The following is a 17,199-nucleotide window of genomic DNA, read 5'->3' on the forward strand; positions in this document are numbered from 1 at the left end:
GCCTTTGACCCATTTCCTTATACGGAAGTCATGACTCTTCCCTCAGTGTTTGAATAGTGAGCGCGGCGTCCATGGTTCGCTGCATGCCGATCCAGATCGTCTTGGCGCCGGGCTCGCCATCGTTCTTCCGCCCAAGGAACCCGCCCAGGGAAGCAACCAACCGAATCATCTGATTGAGTGTGACCGGTGTCTTCGGGCGAGCTTTCTTGGAGAGCACGTATGCCCCCCGAATCTCGTCGGCATCGAAGAACAGCGACGCATCCAGATCCGGACAGGTTCTGCCCAACCGCATCAAGCGGGCAATGCGCCATGCCACCACCATATACAACGCCAAGGCCCGCTCCACACGATCCATGTGCGATAGCTGTAGCGCCTCGACCTTGCAGCCGGTCTTCAGGACATGGAAGAACATCTCGATCTCCCACCTTGCCCGATACCATTCAACAAGTTCGTTGACCGCATCAGCGTCCTGCGCTTCTCGGTTCGTCACCAATCGCCAAACCACTGGCTTGACGCCTGCGGGCGCTTCGATCTCCCTTGCCGCCACACAGGTGAACTCCGCTCCGACCAGACCCGGCAGCTTCATACGCTGGGCGCGTAGTTCCTGTTTGACCTCGCGCGCCTTCTGGCCTGCTCGCCCTGGCAAGATAAAGGTGATTTCCCCGAGTACCGGGCTGGCGTCGACGCTATCCCACAACTTGCCGCCCTCGGCCAGGTTGCGGTTGTGTTGGCTGCGGATCAACCAGTCGGCCGGTTGGCCAAGTTCCTGGGCGCGCGCCATCAACTCGGCAATATCACCCTCGCGGTCTGTCATATACACCAGCCGTGTCTGCGGCAATAGCGCGGCTTGCTCCGCAACCCGTTCATATCCTTCAATCCAGCGTACGCTTTCCTTGATCCCGCCCCGGTTGCCATCGGCGTCCTTGGGCTCCCGAGCCCACATCCAGGCATCGATCACCCCCAGCGGCTCGCGGTCAGGCGTCACCGCGTAGGTCGGATGCAAAAACATGCCCCGCTGGGCTTCATAGGTCAACGGACCCAGCCCGTCGATCTCCTGGCCATTAAAGTTCAATTCGGTTGTATCAGCGATGCACAGCACCACCGGAAACTGCGCGGCCCTCGCTGCAGTGCGCTCCCAATGCGGCTGCATTACGTCCCGCCAATCGATCTGCTCATTGCCGAGAAACCGATATGCCGCGATGGTTTGCGACCAGTCATCGCATGCGCCGGGGATGCTCGCCGTCGGCAGAGCCGCAAACCGCTTGAGCAGCTCCTTGGCGCGCCGATCCCGCCGCGGATCACCAAGATCCAGACTCTCGAATTCCTCGTCCACCCATGCCCCCGACTCGTTGCTCATTGCTGCGCGAAAATCCGAGAGTAAACGCGAGTCTGGCGAAGTTAACAACCCCCTTACCTCGAAATTCCCGGGACTTCAAGCTCCAAGCCTCGCCGCGGAGACGGTCCTACTTCCGTATAAGGGGATGCCTTATAACTGATCGCCGTTAAATTGAGTTCGTAGGACTTTTGTATAGTCACATTCAATCGTTTGCGTTGGGCTCAGGACTGCTATTGCTTTCCTTCGTTGAACGCAAGCCCGCAAGATTCGTGCGCATTCCACTGATGGCGGACAGTGATTCCAGACTCATCGCGGACAGTGTTCCATGCGAAGGCGGACACCTTGCGCTGGCGTCCTGAGTGACGGGGTGAATCGTAACCGAAGTGTCCGCCATCAGGATGCAATGACGGTTCGGCGGCGGTGTTTCAATCGCGGCGTTGAGCTTGTCGGGGCGGCTGCGCGGCCCGCCAGGCAGCCCCGGCACTGCGGGTATGGCATCAACCAGGGCTTCGAAGACCACCGAGTCGTGCCAATTGGCACCGGTCACGGCCAGCGCCGCGCCGGTCTACGACGAGGTGGCGTTTGGTGCCGAGCTTGCCACGGTCGGTGGGGTTCGGGCCGGTCTGCTGCCCCCCTGGAGGCTAGTCACAGCCGCACCATCGATACTCGCCCGGCTCCAATCGACCTGGTCATGCTCACGCAATCGCGTCAGCAGGGCCAGTTGCAAGCGTTCCCAGATGCCGCTGGCCTACCAATCACGAAGGCGACGCCAGCAAGTCATACCGCGGCCGAAGCCCAGTTCCTGCGGCAAGTCTTCCCACGCAATCCCCTTCGCAAGGGCTTGCTTGCGATGCTGGTTTCGGGGCAAGTCGAAAACCTCTGGCTCGATCGAGTTGGACGCGCAGGTCACGTGTGGCGAGTGGTAGCCAATCGATGTGCCGCGCAGCGCGCAAATCATCATGGAACTCGACTACCTCAACCATGTCGAAATGGCACGATTAGTTGAACCGAATCGGGCGATTTGAAAGATGAAGCTGTTCCTTCTGAAAGTACTTTAATGGATGATTCATTATGATAAATTCGCAATCGAAAATTATTTGGCCGCCGACAGGTAACGCTGCCGATCCGTATATCGATCTCGAAGAACTCGATAGTCCCACTGTCAATTCATGGGTTTTCGCTCAGACAGCCCGTACTATGGAAATGTACGGACGCACGTCAGCCGCCGACGTGCTAACTAAGCGGCTCGTCGAGACCATGATGGACCAAGATCGCATCGTCATATGCTCGCGCTGGGGTAACTGGGCTTACAATACTTGGCTTGACGGAGCGCATCCGCTCGGTTTCGTACGGCGTACGCCCTGGAATGCCTGGATCGAGGGCAACCCACAATGGGAAGTGGTACTGGAGGTCGATGCGCTTGACTTGAACAACCGAAACGGGGACGGCACGCGCTGGGCTCTGGCGGGCTTTCATCTTATTTATCCCACTGCTGATCGCGCACTGGTCTTCCTGTCGCCCGGCGGTTCCGATACTTGTATCGTGCGGGAATTCGACGTGGAAGCGCGTGCGTTTGTTGAGAACGGATTCGAACTACCAGATTCCGGTCACCACAGCGTTGCATGGATCGATCGAGATACGGTTTATGCGAGCTGGGATGACAGCGCAGTAAACGCGGCCCCCGCTGTCACTGTTTCCGGTCACCCGCGACAGGTGCGCAGATGGAAGCGCGGAACGCCAGTAGCGGATGCGCCGGTGGTGTTCGAATGCGAGCCTGACGACTTGGGTGCGTCAGCGAATTACGACCCAATCCAAGCACGTCATATTGCAAGCCGCAGCACGACATTCTACGAACGGGAGCAATTCTGGCTCGATGAAAAGGCTCGTGAATGGCGGTTGTACGATGTGCCGCGTAATACGGCTGCTTTGTTTGAGTGGAGCGAATGGCTATTCGTCACGCCGCGCACCAATTGGCACGTCAACGAGACGGCTTATCGGGGCGGTTCTTTACTGGCCATTCGACGTGACGCATTTCTCGACGGTGATCGCCACTTCACCGTACTTTTCACGCCAACTGACGAGAATGTACTGTCGGGGGTGCGTTATACGAAGCACTGGCTAATCGTCTCTGACAAGAGCGAAAGCGTTACCCGCGTGACGCTTTGGCGTCCGCCAGACTCGGTCGACGACACGTGGCAATCTCGAGCGTATCCGTTGCCGGCCGGATGCGAAGCATCTGTGACCGCCGTCGATAGAGCACGCGATGACACTGTACTGATCTACGTCGATCACTTCCTGACACCACCAGCGCTGTACCATGCCGATCTCTCCAGTGACACACCTTGGCACCAGCTCGGACAGCTTCCCGCACGCTTCGATTCAACCGGATTCCTCGCGTTGCGCCGGCATGCCATGGCACCCGATGGCGTGCAGATTCCCTATTGGGTGATCGGCCGCGAGGCAGATCTTCAGGGTACCCCTCGACCTTGCCTGCTCTATGGATACGGCGGATTCGAAATCCGGCTCGATACACCCGCCTATATGGGCACTTTGGGATTCTCCTGGCTAGAACCGGGCGGTGTGTACGCAATCGCGAGCATCCGGGGGGGAGGTGAGTTCGGGCCTGGCTGGCATCAAGCCGCGCAACGAGAAAAACGTCCGGTCGCATTTGGTGATTTCATTGCCGTCGCTGAGGCATTGATCAGCTCCAGTGTTACCACCCCGGGGCAACTCGCGATCCAAGGGGCGAGCAACGGCGGGTTGTTAACCGCAGCGTGCATGATCCAGCGTCCGGATTTATTCGGTGCCGTTATCTCGCATGTGCCAGTGCTCGACATGTCACGCTTTCACCTGTTGTTGCAGGGCGCTTTGTGGGTCGACGAGTACGGCAATCCCGACGATGCCGACGATCGCCGGATGCTTATGGCTTACTCACCCTATCACAACGTAAAGCCGGACGTCTCCTATCCGCCGGTTCTATTCACATCATCGTCCACTGACGATCGCGTGCATCCAGGCCATGCACGAAAGATGGTCGCGAAAATGCAGGCACTCGGACATCGCGAGGTCTTCTACCTAGAACAGCGCGATGGCGGTCATGGCGCTGGCGTCGAACCCGAAACCAGAGCCCGCGCCAGTGCAACGACATTTGAGTTCCTGCGGGCAAAGATTGGGGCGTCGTTACGACCGAACGCGTGACCCGATTTTAAGCGTCACACACTGGCTTTCTTGCGGCAAGAATAGTCCCCCGTGCAAATACCGATGATCGTCCTACGACTCCCCACCGCTAACCTATATTAGCGATATAGGCGTGTTTTCTGGTGAAACTGTCGCTAAGCGGCATCGTGATTGCTTTGCACACCGGCATTCCGTGGAAAGACTTGCCGCAGGAACTGGGCTTTGGCAGCGGCATGACCTACTGGCGTCGTCTGCGTGACTGGCAGGCCAGTGGCGTCTGGACGCGCATGCACCTGGCCCTGCTAACCCGCCTGCGCGAGCATGGTCAGATCGATTGGAGTCGGGCAAGCATCGATGCTGCGGCAGTGGCCAGCCCCCGGGGGCCAGCAGACCGAAGCCGCGGTGGCATCGGACATCTTGACCAGCAGCACGGCGCGGCTCATGCGCTCCACCAGTACGCCCACTGCCGAGCGGTTACCCGCACCCTTGATGGGGTCGCCTTCCCAGTGCCCGGGCATGAGCCTGTCGTTGACCTCAGGCGGGCGCTCATGGATGCTGACCATGTCGGGAATTTGGCCACGCCGGTCGGTGCCACGCGAGCGCAGCAGGTGCTTAGCGTGGCCCTGGCGCAGACAAGCGATGAGCTGGCGACGCAGTTCGCCGCGCGGGTAGGCGTAAATGGCGTTGTAGATGGTCTCGTGGGACACGTGGCGCTCGCGGTGGTCAGGAAAGGCGCGCTTGAGAGTAGCGGGATTTCCTGGGGTGACCACTTTTGGTCAAGGAAGTGGCGCACCACGCGCCACAGCACACTGTCGGCAGCGAGTTTGCGGGCGGGACGGCTGGCCTGGCGGCGTTGCGCGCGGCGGGCTTACGCTGTCATTGCCCCATAGCCACCGCTTGCTGTCGCGTTGCGGCGAAGCTCGCGCTTCAGCGTTGAAGGCGCACGCCCCAGCCTGCGCCCATCTCGCGCTGACTGACTTTCTCCGCCTTCCAAATCTCGATGCGCATGCGCTCTTCGGATTGCAGTTGCGGTACTTCGTTTTTGTCATTCACCACACCTTACCGGATGGCAAGGTGTTGCACTTCAGATTTTGAGGTCGCCGTGATTATTACTTATAGAATTCAGAATTAAATTTGCGAATGACTGCATTTTCTTTCCTCGAGTCAGAGTTGTATTTTGCAGGGATGGATGTGACGCGAAACTTGAAGTTAAGGATGCTCTGCAAAAATTAGCCAGCAGATGTGCTTGAAATGAATCGTCGAGCCAGCGAGCATGTGGCGCATGAAACAAACTGACCTTGCTGAACTTGTCGACCAAGCGCAACCGCAAGCGCGAATTCCTGGACGAGATGAACCGTGTGGTGCCGTGGGCCGATCTGGTGATGCTGATCGCTCCGTACGCCCCAGAAGGCAAGCGCGGCCGTCCCCCGTTCGCGGTCGAGGCGATGCTGCGCATCCACTTCCTTCAGCAATGGTTCGGCCTGTCGGACCCGGCGATGGAAGAAGCGCTGCACGACGTTCCGCTGTATCGGGAGTTCGCCGGGTTGCGGATTTCGGTGAAGGTGATCAGCGGTTTCGGCGAACGTGATCAGGGAAGGAAGGTGGTACTGCGCGGTCAGGAGATTGTAGCGTAGGTGATCACGATGCCCGTTTCTTGGCGTCGGTTGCCGTGCGCTTGCGCATGGATTCGCCTTTGAGCGCCACTTTGTGCGCCTGGTGGACCAGCCGGTCCAGGATGGCGTCAGCCAGCGTCGGATCATTCGTAAGCGAGTAGCCAGTACCGTCTTGACGGCCGCAGCAGTTACGCTGGCGTAACCAGTTGCTCAGTGACGACCCACGGCATGAGTTCGTCGACGCGGTTGATCGGGTGATCCGCGATGCGTGCGAGCACGAAGCGTAGGTAAGCCTCGGGATCGACGCCGTTGAGTTTTGCCGTGCCGATCAGGCTGTAAATTGCAGCGGCGCGTTCCCCACCTGAGTCAGCACCCGCGAACAGGTAATTACGTCTTCCGATGGCCACCCCGCGCAGCGCACGTTCGACCGGCAGGTTGTCGATCTCCAGTCGTCCGTCGTCGCAATAGCGCGTGAGCGCCTCCCACCGGTTCAGTGCGTACAGGATCGCTCGACTCGTGTCAGATTTGCGCGAGAGCGTCTCCAACGTGGCTCTCAGCCACGCGTGGAGTTGATCGAGTAGTGGACGCGCTTGCGCCTGTCGATACGCCTGGCGCACATCGGGTGGTTTGCCCCGGATCTGCTCTTCGATCTTGTAGAGCGCGCCGATGCGTTCCAGGGCCTCGGTATTCAAGGAATTGGGGCGAGCTGCATACAATTCGTAGAACTGCCGCCGGGCATGGGCCCAGCACGCTGCTTCGGCAACCCGTCCCGTTTCGTAGATCGCCTGGTAGCCGCCGTAGGCATCGGCCTGCAACGTCCCGTTGAACGATTCAAGATGCTGCTGCGGGTGGATGCCCTTGCGGTCCGGCGTATAGGCAAACCAGACGGCCGGCGGAGTAGCATCGCCCGACGTCCGGTCGTCACGCACATACACCCACAAGCGTCCAGTTTTAGTCTTGCCATTGCCTGGCGCGAGCACCGGCACTGGCGTATCGTCGGCATGGAGCTTCGTCGCCGCCATGACGTGTCGACGCAGTGTGTCGACGAGTGGTTGCAGCAGCGCCGCACTGTGACCAACCCACTTCGCCAGCAACGAGCGATCCAGCTCGACGCCTTCACGCGCATAGATCACCGACTGTCGGTAGAGCGGCAGGTGATCCGCGAACTTCGCGACCAGCACGTGGGCCAGCAGTCCCGGGCCAGCCATGCCTCGCTCGATGGGGCGGCTCGGCGCAGCAGCCTGGGCGATGTGATCGCAGCATGAACACGCCAGCTTGGGTCGCACATGCCGGATGACCCGGAAGCTCGCTGGCACATATTCGAGCTGTTCGGAGACATCCTCGCCAAGCTGCTTCATCGGCGCACCGCATGCCGTGCAGGTATCACGTGATTCGGGCCAATGAGTCTGGAACTCGCGCGGCAGGTGTTCTGGCAACGGCTTACGTTGTACCTGTTCCGGTGCCGTACGCGGCGTCCTGTGGATCTCGATGGGTGCGGCACCTTCGTCGGCCTCGAGTTCTTCTAGGCGAAGTTCGAGCTGTTCGATCTGGCGGTCCAGCTTCTCCGAGCGACGGCCGAACTGCATGCGGCGCAGCTTTGCAATCAGCAACTTGAGATGCTCGATCTCCGCCTTGTCCGTTGCCGTCGCTGCCTTCTGCGATTCGACCACGTCTTGCAGATGCCCGATGCGGGCATCGCGCTCCAGCAAGAGGGCTTTGAGCGCTTCGATGTCGTCCGGGTACGCGTTCGCCGTCGTCATGCCAGCAGTCTACGCGCCGGCACTCAGGTTTACAACGCCGAGATCGGCTCCGCCGTGCGCACCGGCTGTCGCCAGTCGATGCCTTCCAGCAGCATTGAGAGCTGCGCCTGGCTCAGGCTGACGACACCTCCATCCGCACGAGGCCAGACGAAGCGGCCGCGTTCAAGCCGTTTCATCAGCAGACACATGCCATCACCGCTCCACCAAAGCACCTTGACCAGATCGCCTCGTCGGCCACGGAACACAAACACGTGGCCGCTGAACGGGTCCCGCTCTAGCACGGTCTGCACCTTCGCGGCCAGGCTGTTGAAGCCAGAGCGCATATCGGTCACACCAGCAGCCAGCCACACCCGCGTTCCAGCGGGAAGGCCCGGCATCACGAACCCACTCCCAGCAAGCTCGCCAGCACGAGCTGCAGGACATCAGGCTCGGGCTTGCCTTCGAAACTCACACGCATGCCACGACATTCGATGACGAGCCCGGTCGATCCAATCGGCTCCGGCCTCGGCGGCGATGCTATCTGAACGGGCAGGAATAATTCCGAAGGCTCGGATGCTGACGTCGCAGCTCGCTCATAATCCCGCCGCCACTTCGACACGAGATTCGCGTTCAGGCCATGCGAGCGCGCAACTTCTGCCAGTGAGCTTGCCGGGTCCAGCGTTTCCGCCACGACCTGCGTGCGGAATTCCTTCGAGTAGTTCTTGGAGCCTCGCCGGCGACCCCGCGCCTTGATTTCCATTTCTTCTGGTTCCCACCAAATTCTGGTGGGAACCAGATTGCCGCCTATGGCTCTTCATGAACAGACGGTGCTGGGGCCACGCTTACGCTAGTAGAGAGCCTCGAGCGCCTCCACACCCACTACAAGTATATCGATGCACAGATTGCGGAGATCGACAAAAAACTCGTACGTTAGCTTGCCGCCGACGATTTTGGGCAGCGTCTAATGAGGATCCTGGCATTGGGGTTCATTACTGCGAGCGTGCTATCAGCAGGAGCGGGTGACGGAAAGCAGTACCGCAACAGCCGAGATTTTGCGGCATCGATTGGCGTTGTGCCACGTCAGTACGTGCAGGCGGGAGAGCCAATCCGCTGGGGATCAGCAAGCGAAGAGAAAAGAACACCCGACGGCTGCTCTTACAATGTGCGCGGTCGGCGCGTAGACACTAGAGCGTGGTGGCTTGCGCCTTGACCAACAAGCTAGCTCGAGGCATGGGCTATCGCTGCGAAGCACACTCCATTCGATGCTTTTAATCGCCGGCCAGCCGCTGCCTGCATGAAACAAGAGAAGTCAAGGTCCGGTCGTAACCGTCCGACGGTCAGCGTTCTTGACGAGAGGGTTACCTTTAGGTGGCGGTTGAGCGGATCTGCTCTGCGACGCGATTGACGGGGTGGTCGGCGATGCGCGCAATAACGTGGCTCAGGTAGGCCTCGGGGTCGAGACCGTTCAGCTTGGCTGAGGCCACCAGCGAATAGATAGCGGCGCCGCGTTCGCCGCCACTGTCGGAGCCGAAGTGCAAGTAGTTCTTTCGACCGAGAGCAACAGCCCGCAACGCCCGCTCCGCGGCGTTATTGTCGATCTCAACGCGACCATCGCTGGCATACAGCGTTAGGGATACTCTGCACAAACGCGAATCGAGTGTGCTTGGCCGTTTAACAGGAAGCTGAATGCGCCACGACGCCAACCTATCAGCTCGGAGCGAAGCTATCTCGCACGCGCGAAGCAGCATTCGCGGGCTGCGCGCGAGGCATCGGCGTGAGCCAGAAACGCGCTCATGCCCCGGCAGCCAGCAGTTTGCCGCGCGCCATCCACAAGTTGGACAGTGCGAACAAGGTCATGAGTTGCGCGGTGTTCTTCCTCAGCCCTCGATAGCGGACCTTGGTGTAGCCGAACTGCCGCTTGATGACCCGGAACGGATGCTCGACCTTGGCCCGGATGCCCGCCTTGATTCGCTCGACCTGATCGACGAGCGCGCCAAGTGGTTTGCTTTGGTCCAGGACGCGACGTTTGCCTGGCTTCATCGCTACGTGCCAGTTCACGCCCGCCCGCGCGTCCGGACGCTTCTCCACGCCCTGATAGCCCGCATCGCCGAACGCGTCGGTTTCCTCTCCATGCAGCAGGCTGTTGCCCTCAACCACGTCGTTGACCTTGCCCGCCGTGCCCCGCACCGTGTGCACCAGCCCGCTTTCGGCGTCCACGCCAATGTGCGCTTTCATGCCGAAATACCACTGGTTTCCTTTCTTGCTCTGGTGCATCTCTGGGTCGCGTTCGCCCGACCCATTCTTGGTCGAACTCGGTGCGCTGATCAGTGTCGCGTCCACCACCGTGCCCGCGCGCAGCATCAATCCCTTGTCGCGAAGGATGTCGTTGACCAGCGCGAGGATCTGAGCGGCCAGCTTGTGCTTCTCCAGCAGGTGACGGAACCGCAGGATGGTGCTCTCGTCGGGCAGCCTCACCGTCCAGTTGTCCAGCCCGGCGAACTCCCGATACAGCGGCACGTCGTGCAGCGCTTCTTCCATCGCCGGGTCCGACAGGCCGAACCATTGCTGAAGGAAGTGGATGCGCAGCATTGCCTCGACCGCGAACGGGGGACGGCCGCGCTTGCCTTCCGGGGCGTACGGAGCGATCAGCATCACCAGATCGGCCCATGGCACCACACGGTTCATCTCGTCCAGGAATTCGCGCTTGCGGGTGCGCTTGGTCGACAAGTTCAGTCCAAGGTCAGTTTGTTTCATGCGCCACATGCTCGCTGGCTCGACGATTCATTGCAAGCACATCCGCCGGCTAATTGTGCAGAGCATCCTTAATTGCCGACTATATCCCTGAGAACCTGATTTGTCCATCTCGTGAAGGGTCATATGATGGCGGAGGCCGTTCAGGATGCCTCGATGTCATTCAAGAAGGCCCCTGATCAAACGCGCCCTGGTTACGAGCTGGGTCAACACCTGAGCTACCCGCCGGGCGCGCAGCGCCAGCCGGTCGGCTAATCAGCGCAGCCCAATGGCAAGCGCGCCAAGACCGTGCTAACCGAAGATGGCCGCTGCGGGTCGACATTCCGCGCGACCGCGACGGCTGCTTCGATCCGATCCTGATGCCCAAGCACCAGCGGCGCTTCACCGGGTTAAATAACAAGATCATCGCCATATATGTCCGTGGCATGACCGTGCGCCGAGATCCAAGTCTTCTGGCACATACGAACTTCACCGCCATCGCGCGAGCGGCGGAGAAGCCGTCAAGGTAAATGATGGAGCCGGAGCGAGCCGCAGGGGCGGCTCGCGGTGATGGCCATCACGCCTGTTGATCGCGATGGGGTGGATTGTTGATGGGCCTGCTAACGCCGCTGCTCACGCCGAGATTTTCGGGGCGGAGCTTGCTCGGCTAGTTGCAGTTGCGATTGGGCATGACGCCGGATCTGCACGAGGTAGTGCGATTCGACGAGCATCACAAGTTCATGGAAATAGTCCCGGACCGCTGCGGCGTCTGCGTCGGTTAGCTTGGGCAGCATTGGTCCGAGCCGGGGAAGAAAGGTCAGGTCTGTCATCGGATTCTCAGCGATTGCCGCGGCGGCTCTGGTATGCGGTATAGGTTTGAGGTAGAGCTTCTCGTCGATCTGCGACAGTTCGCATTGCGCGGCGGGGGCCAACAGTTCGCTGGCTAGGTTCATCAAGAGGCGATGGTTGCCGGCGGCGTGTTCGCCCAGGGTCTGGCGCAGCGGTTCGGTCATCAGGCTCGCGCTGCCGGCGCTGTCGAGCAAGTGGCTCCGGCATGTCTGTTCCATCGCCAGACGCGCGCGGATCCGGCTGTCCAGGGGGATCAGATGGTCGCGGGTGGATTTCTCACGCAGGCGGGCATCGCCGGCGAGCACAACGCACAGCAGCGCCGATGCCAGCAGGGCAACTCCGACAGCACCGGCGCGCTCATCCCCTGGGCTTCGTCGATCAGCAGCACGCAGCGACGGCGGCTGGCTTGCAGATGCGCCAGCCAGCGTCCGCGCTGGGCCTTGAAGCCGCCCCAGCGGTTCTGCGACTCGATCGGCACCGCAAGGATGTCGCTCAGCTCCCGGTAGAAGTCGGACAGGCTGCTTTGCGGGTGGTTAATCGAGCCCATGGAGCAACCATGGCAAAGCCGCTTCGCGTGCCAGGCCGTGCTCGATGCGCCATCGAGTTTGGGGTTCAGGAAGACCGCTTTGACGGGGATGTCCTGGGCGAAGGGATTGAACTTGAGGCCATACAAGGCCAGCAGATTTGGTTGCATCATGGCTTCGTAGGCGGAGTCGGGTCCGCCGGGCCGCCCAATTCCAGGATCGCCTCGCGGACCGGATGCGCGATCCGCTCCTGCGCATGGCGGCGGCTGTGGGTCCGCGAGCCCGCGGGCGCCTTCATTGGCGTAATGCTCGATCTACTTCCCCCGCGGCAGAATAGATGTCGCCCCGATAGAGTCTAAACCCTGGGGCGATAAGAGAGAGAAGTGGCTCGTTACGGACAAGCATTCAAGGACCGGGCGGTAGCACGGTTGTTACCGCTGGAGAGTGCGGTGGTGGAAGTGGTTTCAAGGGAATTGGGTGTGGCAGTGGCCACGCTTGAGCGCTGGCGTGCAGACGCTATGTCCATGCCCGCTCGCGAGCGGGCATGGACAGCGGCGGCAAGGTTTGAGGCGGTGCTGGCGATGGCGGCGATGGACGAGGCCAGCAAGAACGCCTGGTGCCGTGAGAACGGCGTGTATCCGCAGGAGTTGGAGCAGTGGCGCACTGCCGCCACGCAGGCGCTGGCTGAGCCAGAGGCCTGGCCAGCGAATCGAGCTTCGGTCGAGTGCTGCGCGCCCATGGGCAGACCCGGCACCGACGACGCGCCAAGGCGCCGCGCCAAAGCCGTCCGCCCACCACGCACGTGGCCACCGGGCCACGCCAACTGTGGTGCTGGGACATGCCTATTTGCCGGCCGAGGTCGCCGGGCGCTGGTTTTATCTGTATCTGATCCTGGACGTCTACAGCCGCAAGATCGTAGGTTTCGAGGTCCACGATCGCGACGATGCCGACCACGCGGCGCATCTAGTCAAACGCACGGCGCTGGCCGAGGGTATTCACGCCTTGGCGGCCAAGCCCGTGCTGCATGGTGACAACGGCGCCACGCTCAAGGCCACTACGGTGCTGGCGATGTTGTTCTGGCTGGGCGTCAAGCCTTCGTATTCGCGTCCACGGGTGAGGGACGATAACGCCTTTGTGGAGAGCCTCTTCTGCACGGCCAAGTACCGGCCGGAGTTCCCGTCCAAGGGCTTTGCCGATCTGACTGCGGCGCGTACGTGGGCGGCGCACTTTGCACTGGTACAACATGAGCACCGGCACAGCGGCATCCGCTACGTGAGCCCGGCATAGCGCCACGCCGGACAAGACACCAACATTCTGACGTTCAGGCTCGTGAGCGCAATCTGCGTCGTTGGTCACGCCACACACCAGATTGGTCGCCAATTGGGACGGTCACGCTCAACCCCGAGCGCGATGTTGTGGTGCCCAGCAGAGTCATCCCAGGCGCGGAATACCAGCGTTTGGTTGCATGAATGAGGCAACATCTACCTCGACGCGCGCCGACTTGTAGTCGGTCTCGCGCTGATGCCATAGCGCTCGCAAAGCGAGCTATTGCTGTCCGAGTGCGTATTTCGGGGCGCTTGATCAGCGATTTCGGGGGAACGTGATCACCTGTTTCGGCGGGAAGCTGCTCGCTGGTTTCGGCGGAACGTGATCACTTCGACGACGCTGCCGAAATCGGTGATCACGATCCCGAAACGAGTGATCACGTTGCCGAAATAGGTGATCAAGCAGCCGAAACGGGTGATCACGCACCGTAATGGGGCCGGGCAAGGGCTGGGGGTGGGACTGCGCATGGACTAGAACGCCGGCGATACGCTGCTTCCTTTTTGCAAGGAAGCAAGCTGATGCCGGCCAACCGGATGACCATGCGCAAGATCAAGGAAGTGCTTCGCCTGAAATGGGCGTGTGGCCTTTCGCACTGGCAGATCGCTAGGGCGACGGGTGTGAGTGTTGGTGCCGTTTCGCAGTACGCGGCGATGGCGAAGGCAGCGGGGCTGGATTGGGCGCAGGCGGATAGCCTGAACGAGGATACGCTGGAGTCAGCGGCTGTTCGGCGCACAGAAGCCGGCCAACAGCCCGGGCGGACGGGTGACGCCGGACTTCCCCTACCTGCACCGCGAGCTGCGCCGCAAGGGCGTGACACTGCAGTTGCTGTGGGAGGAATACCTGGACGCGAATCCCGGGGTCCCCATTTACCAATACACGCAGTTCTGCTGCCGTTACCGGGACTGGGCAGCGACACTCAAGCGGTCCATGCGCCAGCAGCACCGCGCCGGCGAGAAGCTGTTTGCGGACTTCGCAGGTCAGATGGTGCCGATTCTGGACCCGGAAGGCGGCCTTGCGTTTGAAGCCAGCATCTTCGTCGCTGTGCTTGGCGCGTCGAATTACACATACGCGTGCGCCACCCGGGGGCAGACCACCGCCGACTGGATCGGGGGAATGGTCTGTGCGATGGAATTCGCCGGCGGCGTGCCTGAGCTGCTTGTGCCGGACAACCCGGGAAGACTTCGTTCATCACTACGGCACGGCCATGCTGCCGGCACGGCCGCGCAAACCGCAAGACAAGGCCAAGGTCGAGACCGGCGTGCTGATCGTCGAGCGGTGGATCCTGGCGCGGCTGCGCAACCATCGCTTTTACAGCTTGGGCGAGCTCAACAAGGCCATCAAGAAGCTCGTCGCCGACCTGAATGACCGATCGTTCAAGAAGCTGCCTGGCACGCGCCGGGAGTGGTTCGAGCGGTTGGACCGGCCAGTGTTGCGACCGCTGCCGCCGCGGCGCTACGAAGTTGCAACGTTCAAACAATGCCGCGTCAACGTCGACTACCACGTCGAGATCGACGGTCACTACTACAGCGTGCCGCATGCCCTGGTGCGAAAGGCGGTCGAGGCTCGCGTAACCCGCCACACCATCGAGATCCTGTACGGTGGCAAACGGGTGGCGCTGCACGCGCGCAATACCCGCAAGGGCAGCCACAGCACGGTCAAGGAACACATGCCGGTGGCCCACCGCGCGCACCTCGAATGGACGCCCGGCCGGCTGCTCAACTGGGCAGCCTCGATTGGGCCCAACGTCGCCGTCATCGTCGAATACCAGCTCACCCACAAGAGCCATCCCGAGATGGGCTATCGCGCCTGCCTGGGTCTGCTGAGTCTGGCCAAGAAGTACAGCAAGGAGCGGCTCGAAGCCGCTTGCGCTCGCGCCGTCGCCATTGGCTCGCTCACGCGTAAGTCTGTGGTCTCCATCCTTGAAAACCATCTGGACCGGCAAGCCACTCTGCCGGTATCGCAAACCGAGTGGCATTCCCCCATGCACGACAACGTGCGCGGACCCGACTACTACCATTAGGAAAACTATGCTGATGCAACACACCGTCGGCCAGCTCAAGGCCCTCAAGCTCGACGGGATGGCGCGGGCCTTCGAGGAACAGTCTGCCCTGACCGCCAGTTCCAGCCTGCCGTTCGAAGAACGCTTCTCCATGCTGGTCGACCGGGAGATTGCTTGGCGCGACACCAGGCGCCTGGAGCGGCTGCTGCGCTCGGCCAAGCTCAAGCACACCCAGGCATGCCTCGAGGATGTGGTCTATGACGGCAGTCGCGGCCTTGATCAGCGGCTGGTCGCTACCCTGGCCAGTTGCGACTGGATCCGCAACGCTCAGAGCCTCATCCTGACCGGGGCGACCGGTGCCGGCAAGTCCTGGTTGGCCTGTGCGTTTGCTCAGCAGGCCTGTCGACAGGGATTCTCTGCTCTCTATCTGCGGGTGCCTCGACTGTTCGAGGAACTGCAGATCGCCCACGGCGACGGGAGCTTTACGCGCCGCCTGGCGCAACTCGCACGCATCGATGTTCTGGTGCTGGACGACTGGGGCCTACAGGAGCCTTCTGAAAGCGCTCGCGGCGATCTGCTGGAAGTTCTGGACGACCGCGTCGGTACCCGCTCGACCATCGTGACAAGCCAGCTCCCGATCGAGCATTGGCACCAGTGGTTGAATGATCCGACGCTGGCTGACGCCATCCTGGACCGGCTGGTCCACCAGGCGCACAAGGTGGCGCTCAAAGGCGAATCCATGCGCAAGCGCACGGCAACCGACGCCAAGAAACGGGCATCGTGATCACCTACGCTACAATCTCCTGACCGCGCAGTACCACCTTCCTTCCCTGATCACGTTCGCCGAAACCGCTGATCACCTTCACCGAAATCCGCAACTCTGGATACTTGAAGGATGGAAACCTGCTATGAGGTCATGCGACGACAAGGCATTTCGCGACGCACCTTCCTCAAGTATTGTATTGCTCGCTCACGGCCACCTCGCTCGGGTGGGCCCCGACGTTCGGGCCGCAGATCGCACACGCCATGGAGACCAAACCGCGCACGCCGATGCTGTGGCTGCATGGGCTGGAATGCACTTGTTGTTCGGAGTCGTTCACTATCCTCGAGGAGGTCATTGTTAAGTAGAAGGGCAACTACATCCTAGCGGTGGAAGGCAACCGTCCGCTGAACCAGGTGGGCATGAGTTGCATCATCGGCGGGCGCCCCTTCATCGACCAGCTCAAGCATGTGGCCAAGGACGCCAAGGCCGTCATCTCCTGGGGCTCCTGCGCATCATGGGGCTGCGTGCAGGCCGCCAAGCCGAACCCGACGCAGGCCACGCCGGTGCACAAGGTGATCACGGACAAGCCCATCATCAAGGTGCCCGGCTGCCCGCCGATCGCCGAGGCGATGATTGGCGTGATCACTTACATGCTGACCTTTGACCGTATCCCTGAGCTGGACCGCCAGGGCCGGCCGAAGATGTTCTACAGCCAGCGTATCCACGACAAGTGCTACCGCCGCCCACACTTCGATGCCGGCCAGTTCGTCGAGGCCTAGTACGACGAATCCGCGCGCAAGGGCTATTGTCTCTACAAGGTCGGTTGCAAGGGTCCGACCACCTACAACGCCTGCTCGACGACGCGATGGAACGAGGGCACGAGCTTCCCGATCCAGGCCGGCCACGGCTGCATCGGCTGCTCGGAAGATGGCTTTTGGGACAAGGGCTCGTTCTACGACCGCCTCACCAACATCCACCAGTTCGGCATCGAGGCCAACGCCGACAAGGTCGGCGGCGCGGCGGCCGGAGTGGTCGGCGCTGCCGTGGCAGCCCACGCGGCCGTGTCGGCCATCAAGCGTACGGCTCAGAAGAAGAACCAAGGCACCAGCGGCGCCGAGCATTGAGCCGCGCTGACCAGATTCA

10 protein-coding genes and 12 pseudogenes are annotated in these 17,199 nt (G+C 61.2%); 10 read left to right on the forward strand and 12 right to left on the reverse strand.

Annotation, left to right across the window (positions count from 1 at the left end; all coding sequences use genetic code 11):
* Window positions 1-28 precede the first annotated feature (28 nt).
* Window positions 29-1,357, reverse strand: coding sequence for an IS4 family transposase (locus RALTA_RS28350; RefSeq protein WP_012354767.1), 1,329 nt, complete (start codon window positions 1,355-1,357; stop codon window positions 29-31).
* 412 nt (window positions 1,358-1,769) lie between these two features.
* Window positions 1,770-2,174 (reverse strand): annotated as a pseudogene (locus RALTA_RS29960) (transposase); the annotation flags it as partial.
* A gap of 233 nt (window positions 2,175-2,407) precedes the next feature.
* Between RALTA_RS29960 and RALTA_RS29965 the strand changes: the two are divergent.
* Together RALTA_RS29965 and RALTA_RS29970 are read left to right on the forward strand one after the other, a co-directional pair.
* Window positions 2,408-4,534: a prolyl oligopeptidase family serine peptidase gene (locus RALTA_RS29965; RefSeq protein WP_012354770.1), complete on the forward strand. Its 2,127-nt coding sequence runs from the start codon at window positions 2,408-2,410 to the stop codon at window positions 4,532-4,534.
* A 125-nt stretch (window positions 4,535-4,659) separates the two neighbouring features.
* Window positions 4,660-4,926: pseudogene (locus RALTA_RS29970) on the forward strand (transposase); the annotation flags it as partial.
* Here RALTA_RS29970 and RALTA_RS29975 read toward each other — a convergent pair.
* A pseudogene (locus RALTA_RS29975) lies at window positions 4,906-5,521 on the reverse strand (IS30 family transposase); the annotation flags it as partial. The pseudogenes RALTA_RS29970 and RALTA_RS29975 overlap by 21 nt on opposite strands.
* Window positions 5,522-5,795: 274 nt before the next feature.
* Between RALTA_RS29975 and RALTA_RS28360 the strand changes: the two are divergent.
* Window positions 5,796-6,060, forward strand: a pseudogene (locus tag RALTA_RS28360) (transposase); the annotation flags it as partial.
* A gap of 91 nt (window positions 6,061-6,151) precedes the next feature.
* Here the strand turns inward: RALTA_RS28360 and RALTA_RS30560 are convergent.
* The 4 genes and pseudogenes from RALTA_RS30560 to tnpA all read right to left on the reverse strand — a co-directional run.
* Window positions 6,152-6,274, reverse strand: a pseudogene (locus tag RALTA_RS30560) (ATP-binding protein); the annotation flags it as partial.
* Between the two features lie 40 nt (window positions 6,275-6,314).
* Window positions 6,315-7,886, reverse strand: coding sequence for an IS66 family transposase (tnpC, locus tag RALTA_RS28365; RefSeq protein ID WP_012354710.1), 1,572 nt, complete (start codon window positions 7,884-7,886; stop codon window positions 6,315-6,317).
* Window positions 7,887-7,915: 29 nt separating this feature from the next.
* Complete coding sequence (gene tnpB, locus RALTA_RS28370; protein WP_012354502.1) at window positions 7,916-8,263, reverse strand: IS66 family insertion sequence element accessory protein TnpB; 348 nt, start codon at window positions 8,261-8,263, stop codon at window positions 7,916-7,918.
* Entirely contained in the window at window positions 8,263-8,625 is a 363-nt protein-coding gene (gene tnpA / locus RALTA_RS29980; RefSeq protein ID WP_012354501.1) for an IS66-like element accessory protein TnpA, read from the reverse strand. Before tnpA ends, tnpB begins: the two co-directional genes overlap by 1 nt.
* An 87-nt stretch (window positions 8,626-8,712) precedes the next feature.
* Here tnpA and RALTA_RS30915 point away from each other — a divergent pair.
* Window positions 8,713-9,132: pseudogene (locus RALTA_RS30915) on the forward strand (transposase); the annotation flags it as partial.
* Window positions 9,133-9,229: 97 nt separating this feature from the next.
* Here RALTA_RS30915 and RALTA_RS29990 read toward each other — a convergent pair.
* Both RALTA_RS29990 and RALTA_RS28375 read right to left on the reverse strand, forming a co-directional pair.
* Window positions 9,230-9,499 (reverse strand): annotated as a pseudogene (locus RALTA_RS29990) (IS66 family transposase); the annotation flags it as partial.
* A 157-nt stretch (window positions 9,500-9,656) separates the two neighbouring features.
* A complete protein-coding gene (locus RALTA_RS28375; RefSeq protein ID WP_012354594.1) occupies window positions 9,657-10,619 on the reverse strand; it encodes an IS5 family transposase in 963 nt (320 codons plus the stop codon).
* A 53-nt stretch (window positions 10,620-10,672) separates the two neighbouring features.
* On the opposite strand from RALTA_RS28375, the pseudogene RALTA_RS30565 reads away from it, so the two are divergent.
* Window positions 10,673-11,098: pseudogene (locus RALTA_RS30565) on the forward strand (transposase); the annotation flags it as partial.
* 117 nt (window positions 11,099-11,215) lie between these two features.
* Here RALTA_RS30565 and RALTA_RS31065 read toward each other — a convergent pair.
* Together RALTA_RS31065 and RALTA_RS28385 are read right to left on the reverse strand one after the other, a co-directional pair.
* On the reverse strand, window positions 11,216-11,749 hold the full coding sequence (locus tag RALTA_RS31065; RefSeq protein WP_012354773.1) for a hypothetical protein: 534 nt from the start codon (window positions 11,747-11,749) through the stop codon (window positions 11,216-11,218).
* Window positions 11,698-12,141, reverse strand: coding sequence for an ATP-binding protein (locus RALTA_RS28385; protein ID WP_012354774.1), 444 nt, complete (start codon window positions 12,139-12,141; stop codon window positions 11,698-11,700). Before RALTA_RS28385 ends, RALTA_RS31065 begins: the two co-directional genes overlap by 52 nt.
* Before the next feature lie 210 nt (window positions 12,142-12,351).
* Here RALTA_RS28385 and RALTA_RS28390 point away from each other — a divergent pair.
* Window positions 12,352-13,437: pseudogene (locus RALTA_RS28390) on the forward strand (DDE-type integrase/transposase/recombinase).
* A 135-nt stretch (window positions 13,438-13,572) separates the two neighbouring features.
* On the opposite strand, the gene RALTA_RS30570 reads toward RALTA_RS28390, so the two are convergent.
* Window positions 13,573-13,716: a hypothetical protein gene (locus RALTA_RS30570; RefSeq protein ID WP_198053012.1), complete on the reverse strand. Its 144-nt coding sequence runs from the start codon at window positions 13,714-13,716 to the stop codon at window positions 13,573-13,575.
* Between the two features lie 96 nt (window positions 13,717-13,812).
* Here RALTA_RS30570 and RALTA_RS28395 point away from each other — a divergent pair.
* The 4 genes and pseudogenes from RALTA_RS28395 to RALTA_RS28405 form a co-directional block, all read left to right on the forward strand.
* A pseudogene (locus tag RALTA_RS28395) lies at window positions 13,813-15,314 on the forward strand (IS21/IS408/IS1162 family transposase).
* Window positions 15,315-15,321: 7 nt separating this feature from the next.
* The gene (istB, locus tag RALTA_RS28400; RefSeq protein ID WP_012354650.1) at window positions 15,322-16,077 is read left to right on the forward strand and encodes an IS21-like element ISRme9 family helper ATPase IstB; all 756 of its coding nucleotides are present in this window, start codon (window positions 15,322-15,324) and stop codon (window positions 16,075-16,077) included.
* Window positions 16,078-16,188: 111 nt separating this feature from the next.
* A pseudogene (locus RALTA_RS31150) lies at window positions 16,189-16,391 on the forward strand (hydrogenase small subunit); the annotation flags it as partial.
* 3 nt (window positions 16,392-16,394) lie between these two features.
* A pseudogene (locus tag RALTA_RS28405) lies at window positions 16,395-17,180 on the forward strand (hydrogenase small subunit); the annotation flags it as partial.
* Window positions 17,181-17,199: the final 19 nt, after the last annotated feature.

Origin of the sequence: Cupriavidus taiwanensis LMG 19424 (assembly GCF_000069785.1) — a bacterium.
GTDB lineage: Bacteria > Pseudomonadota > Gammaproteobacteria > Burkholderiales > Burkholderiaceae > Cupriavidus > Cupriavidus taiwanensis.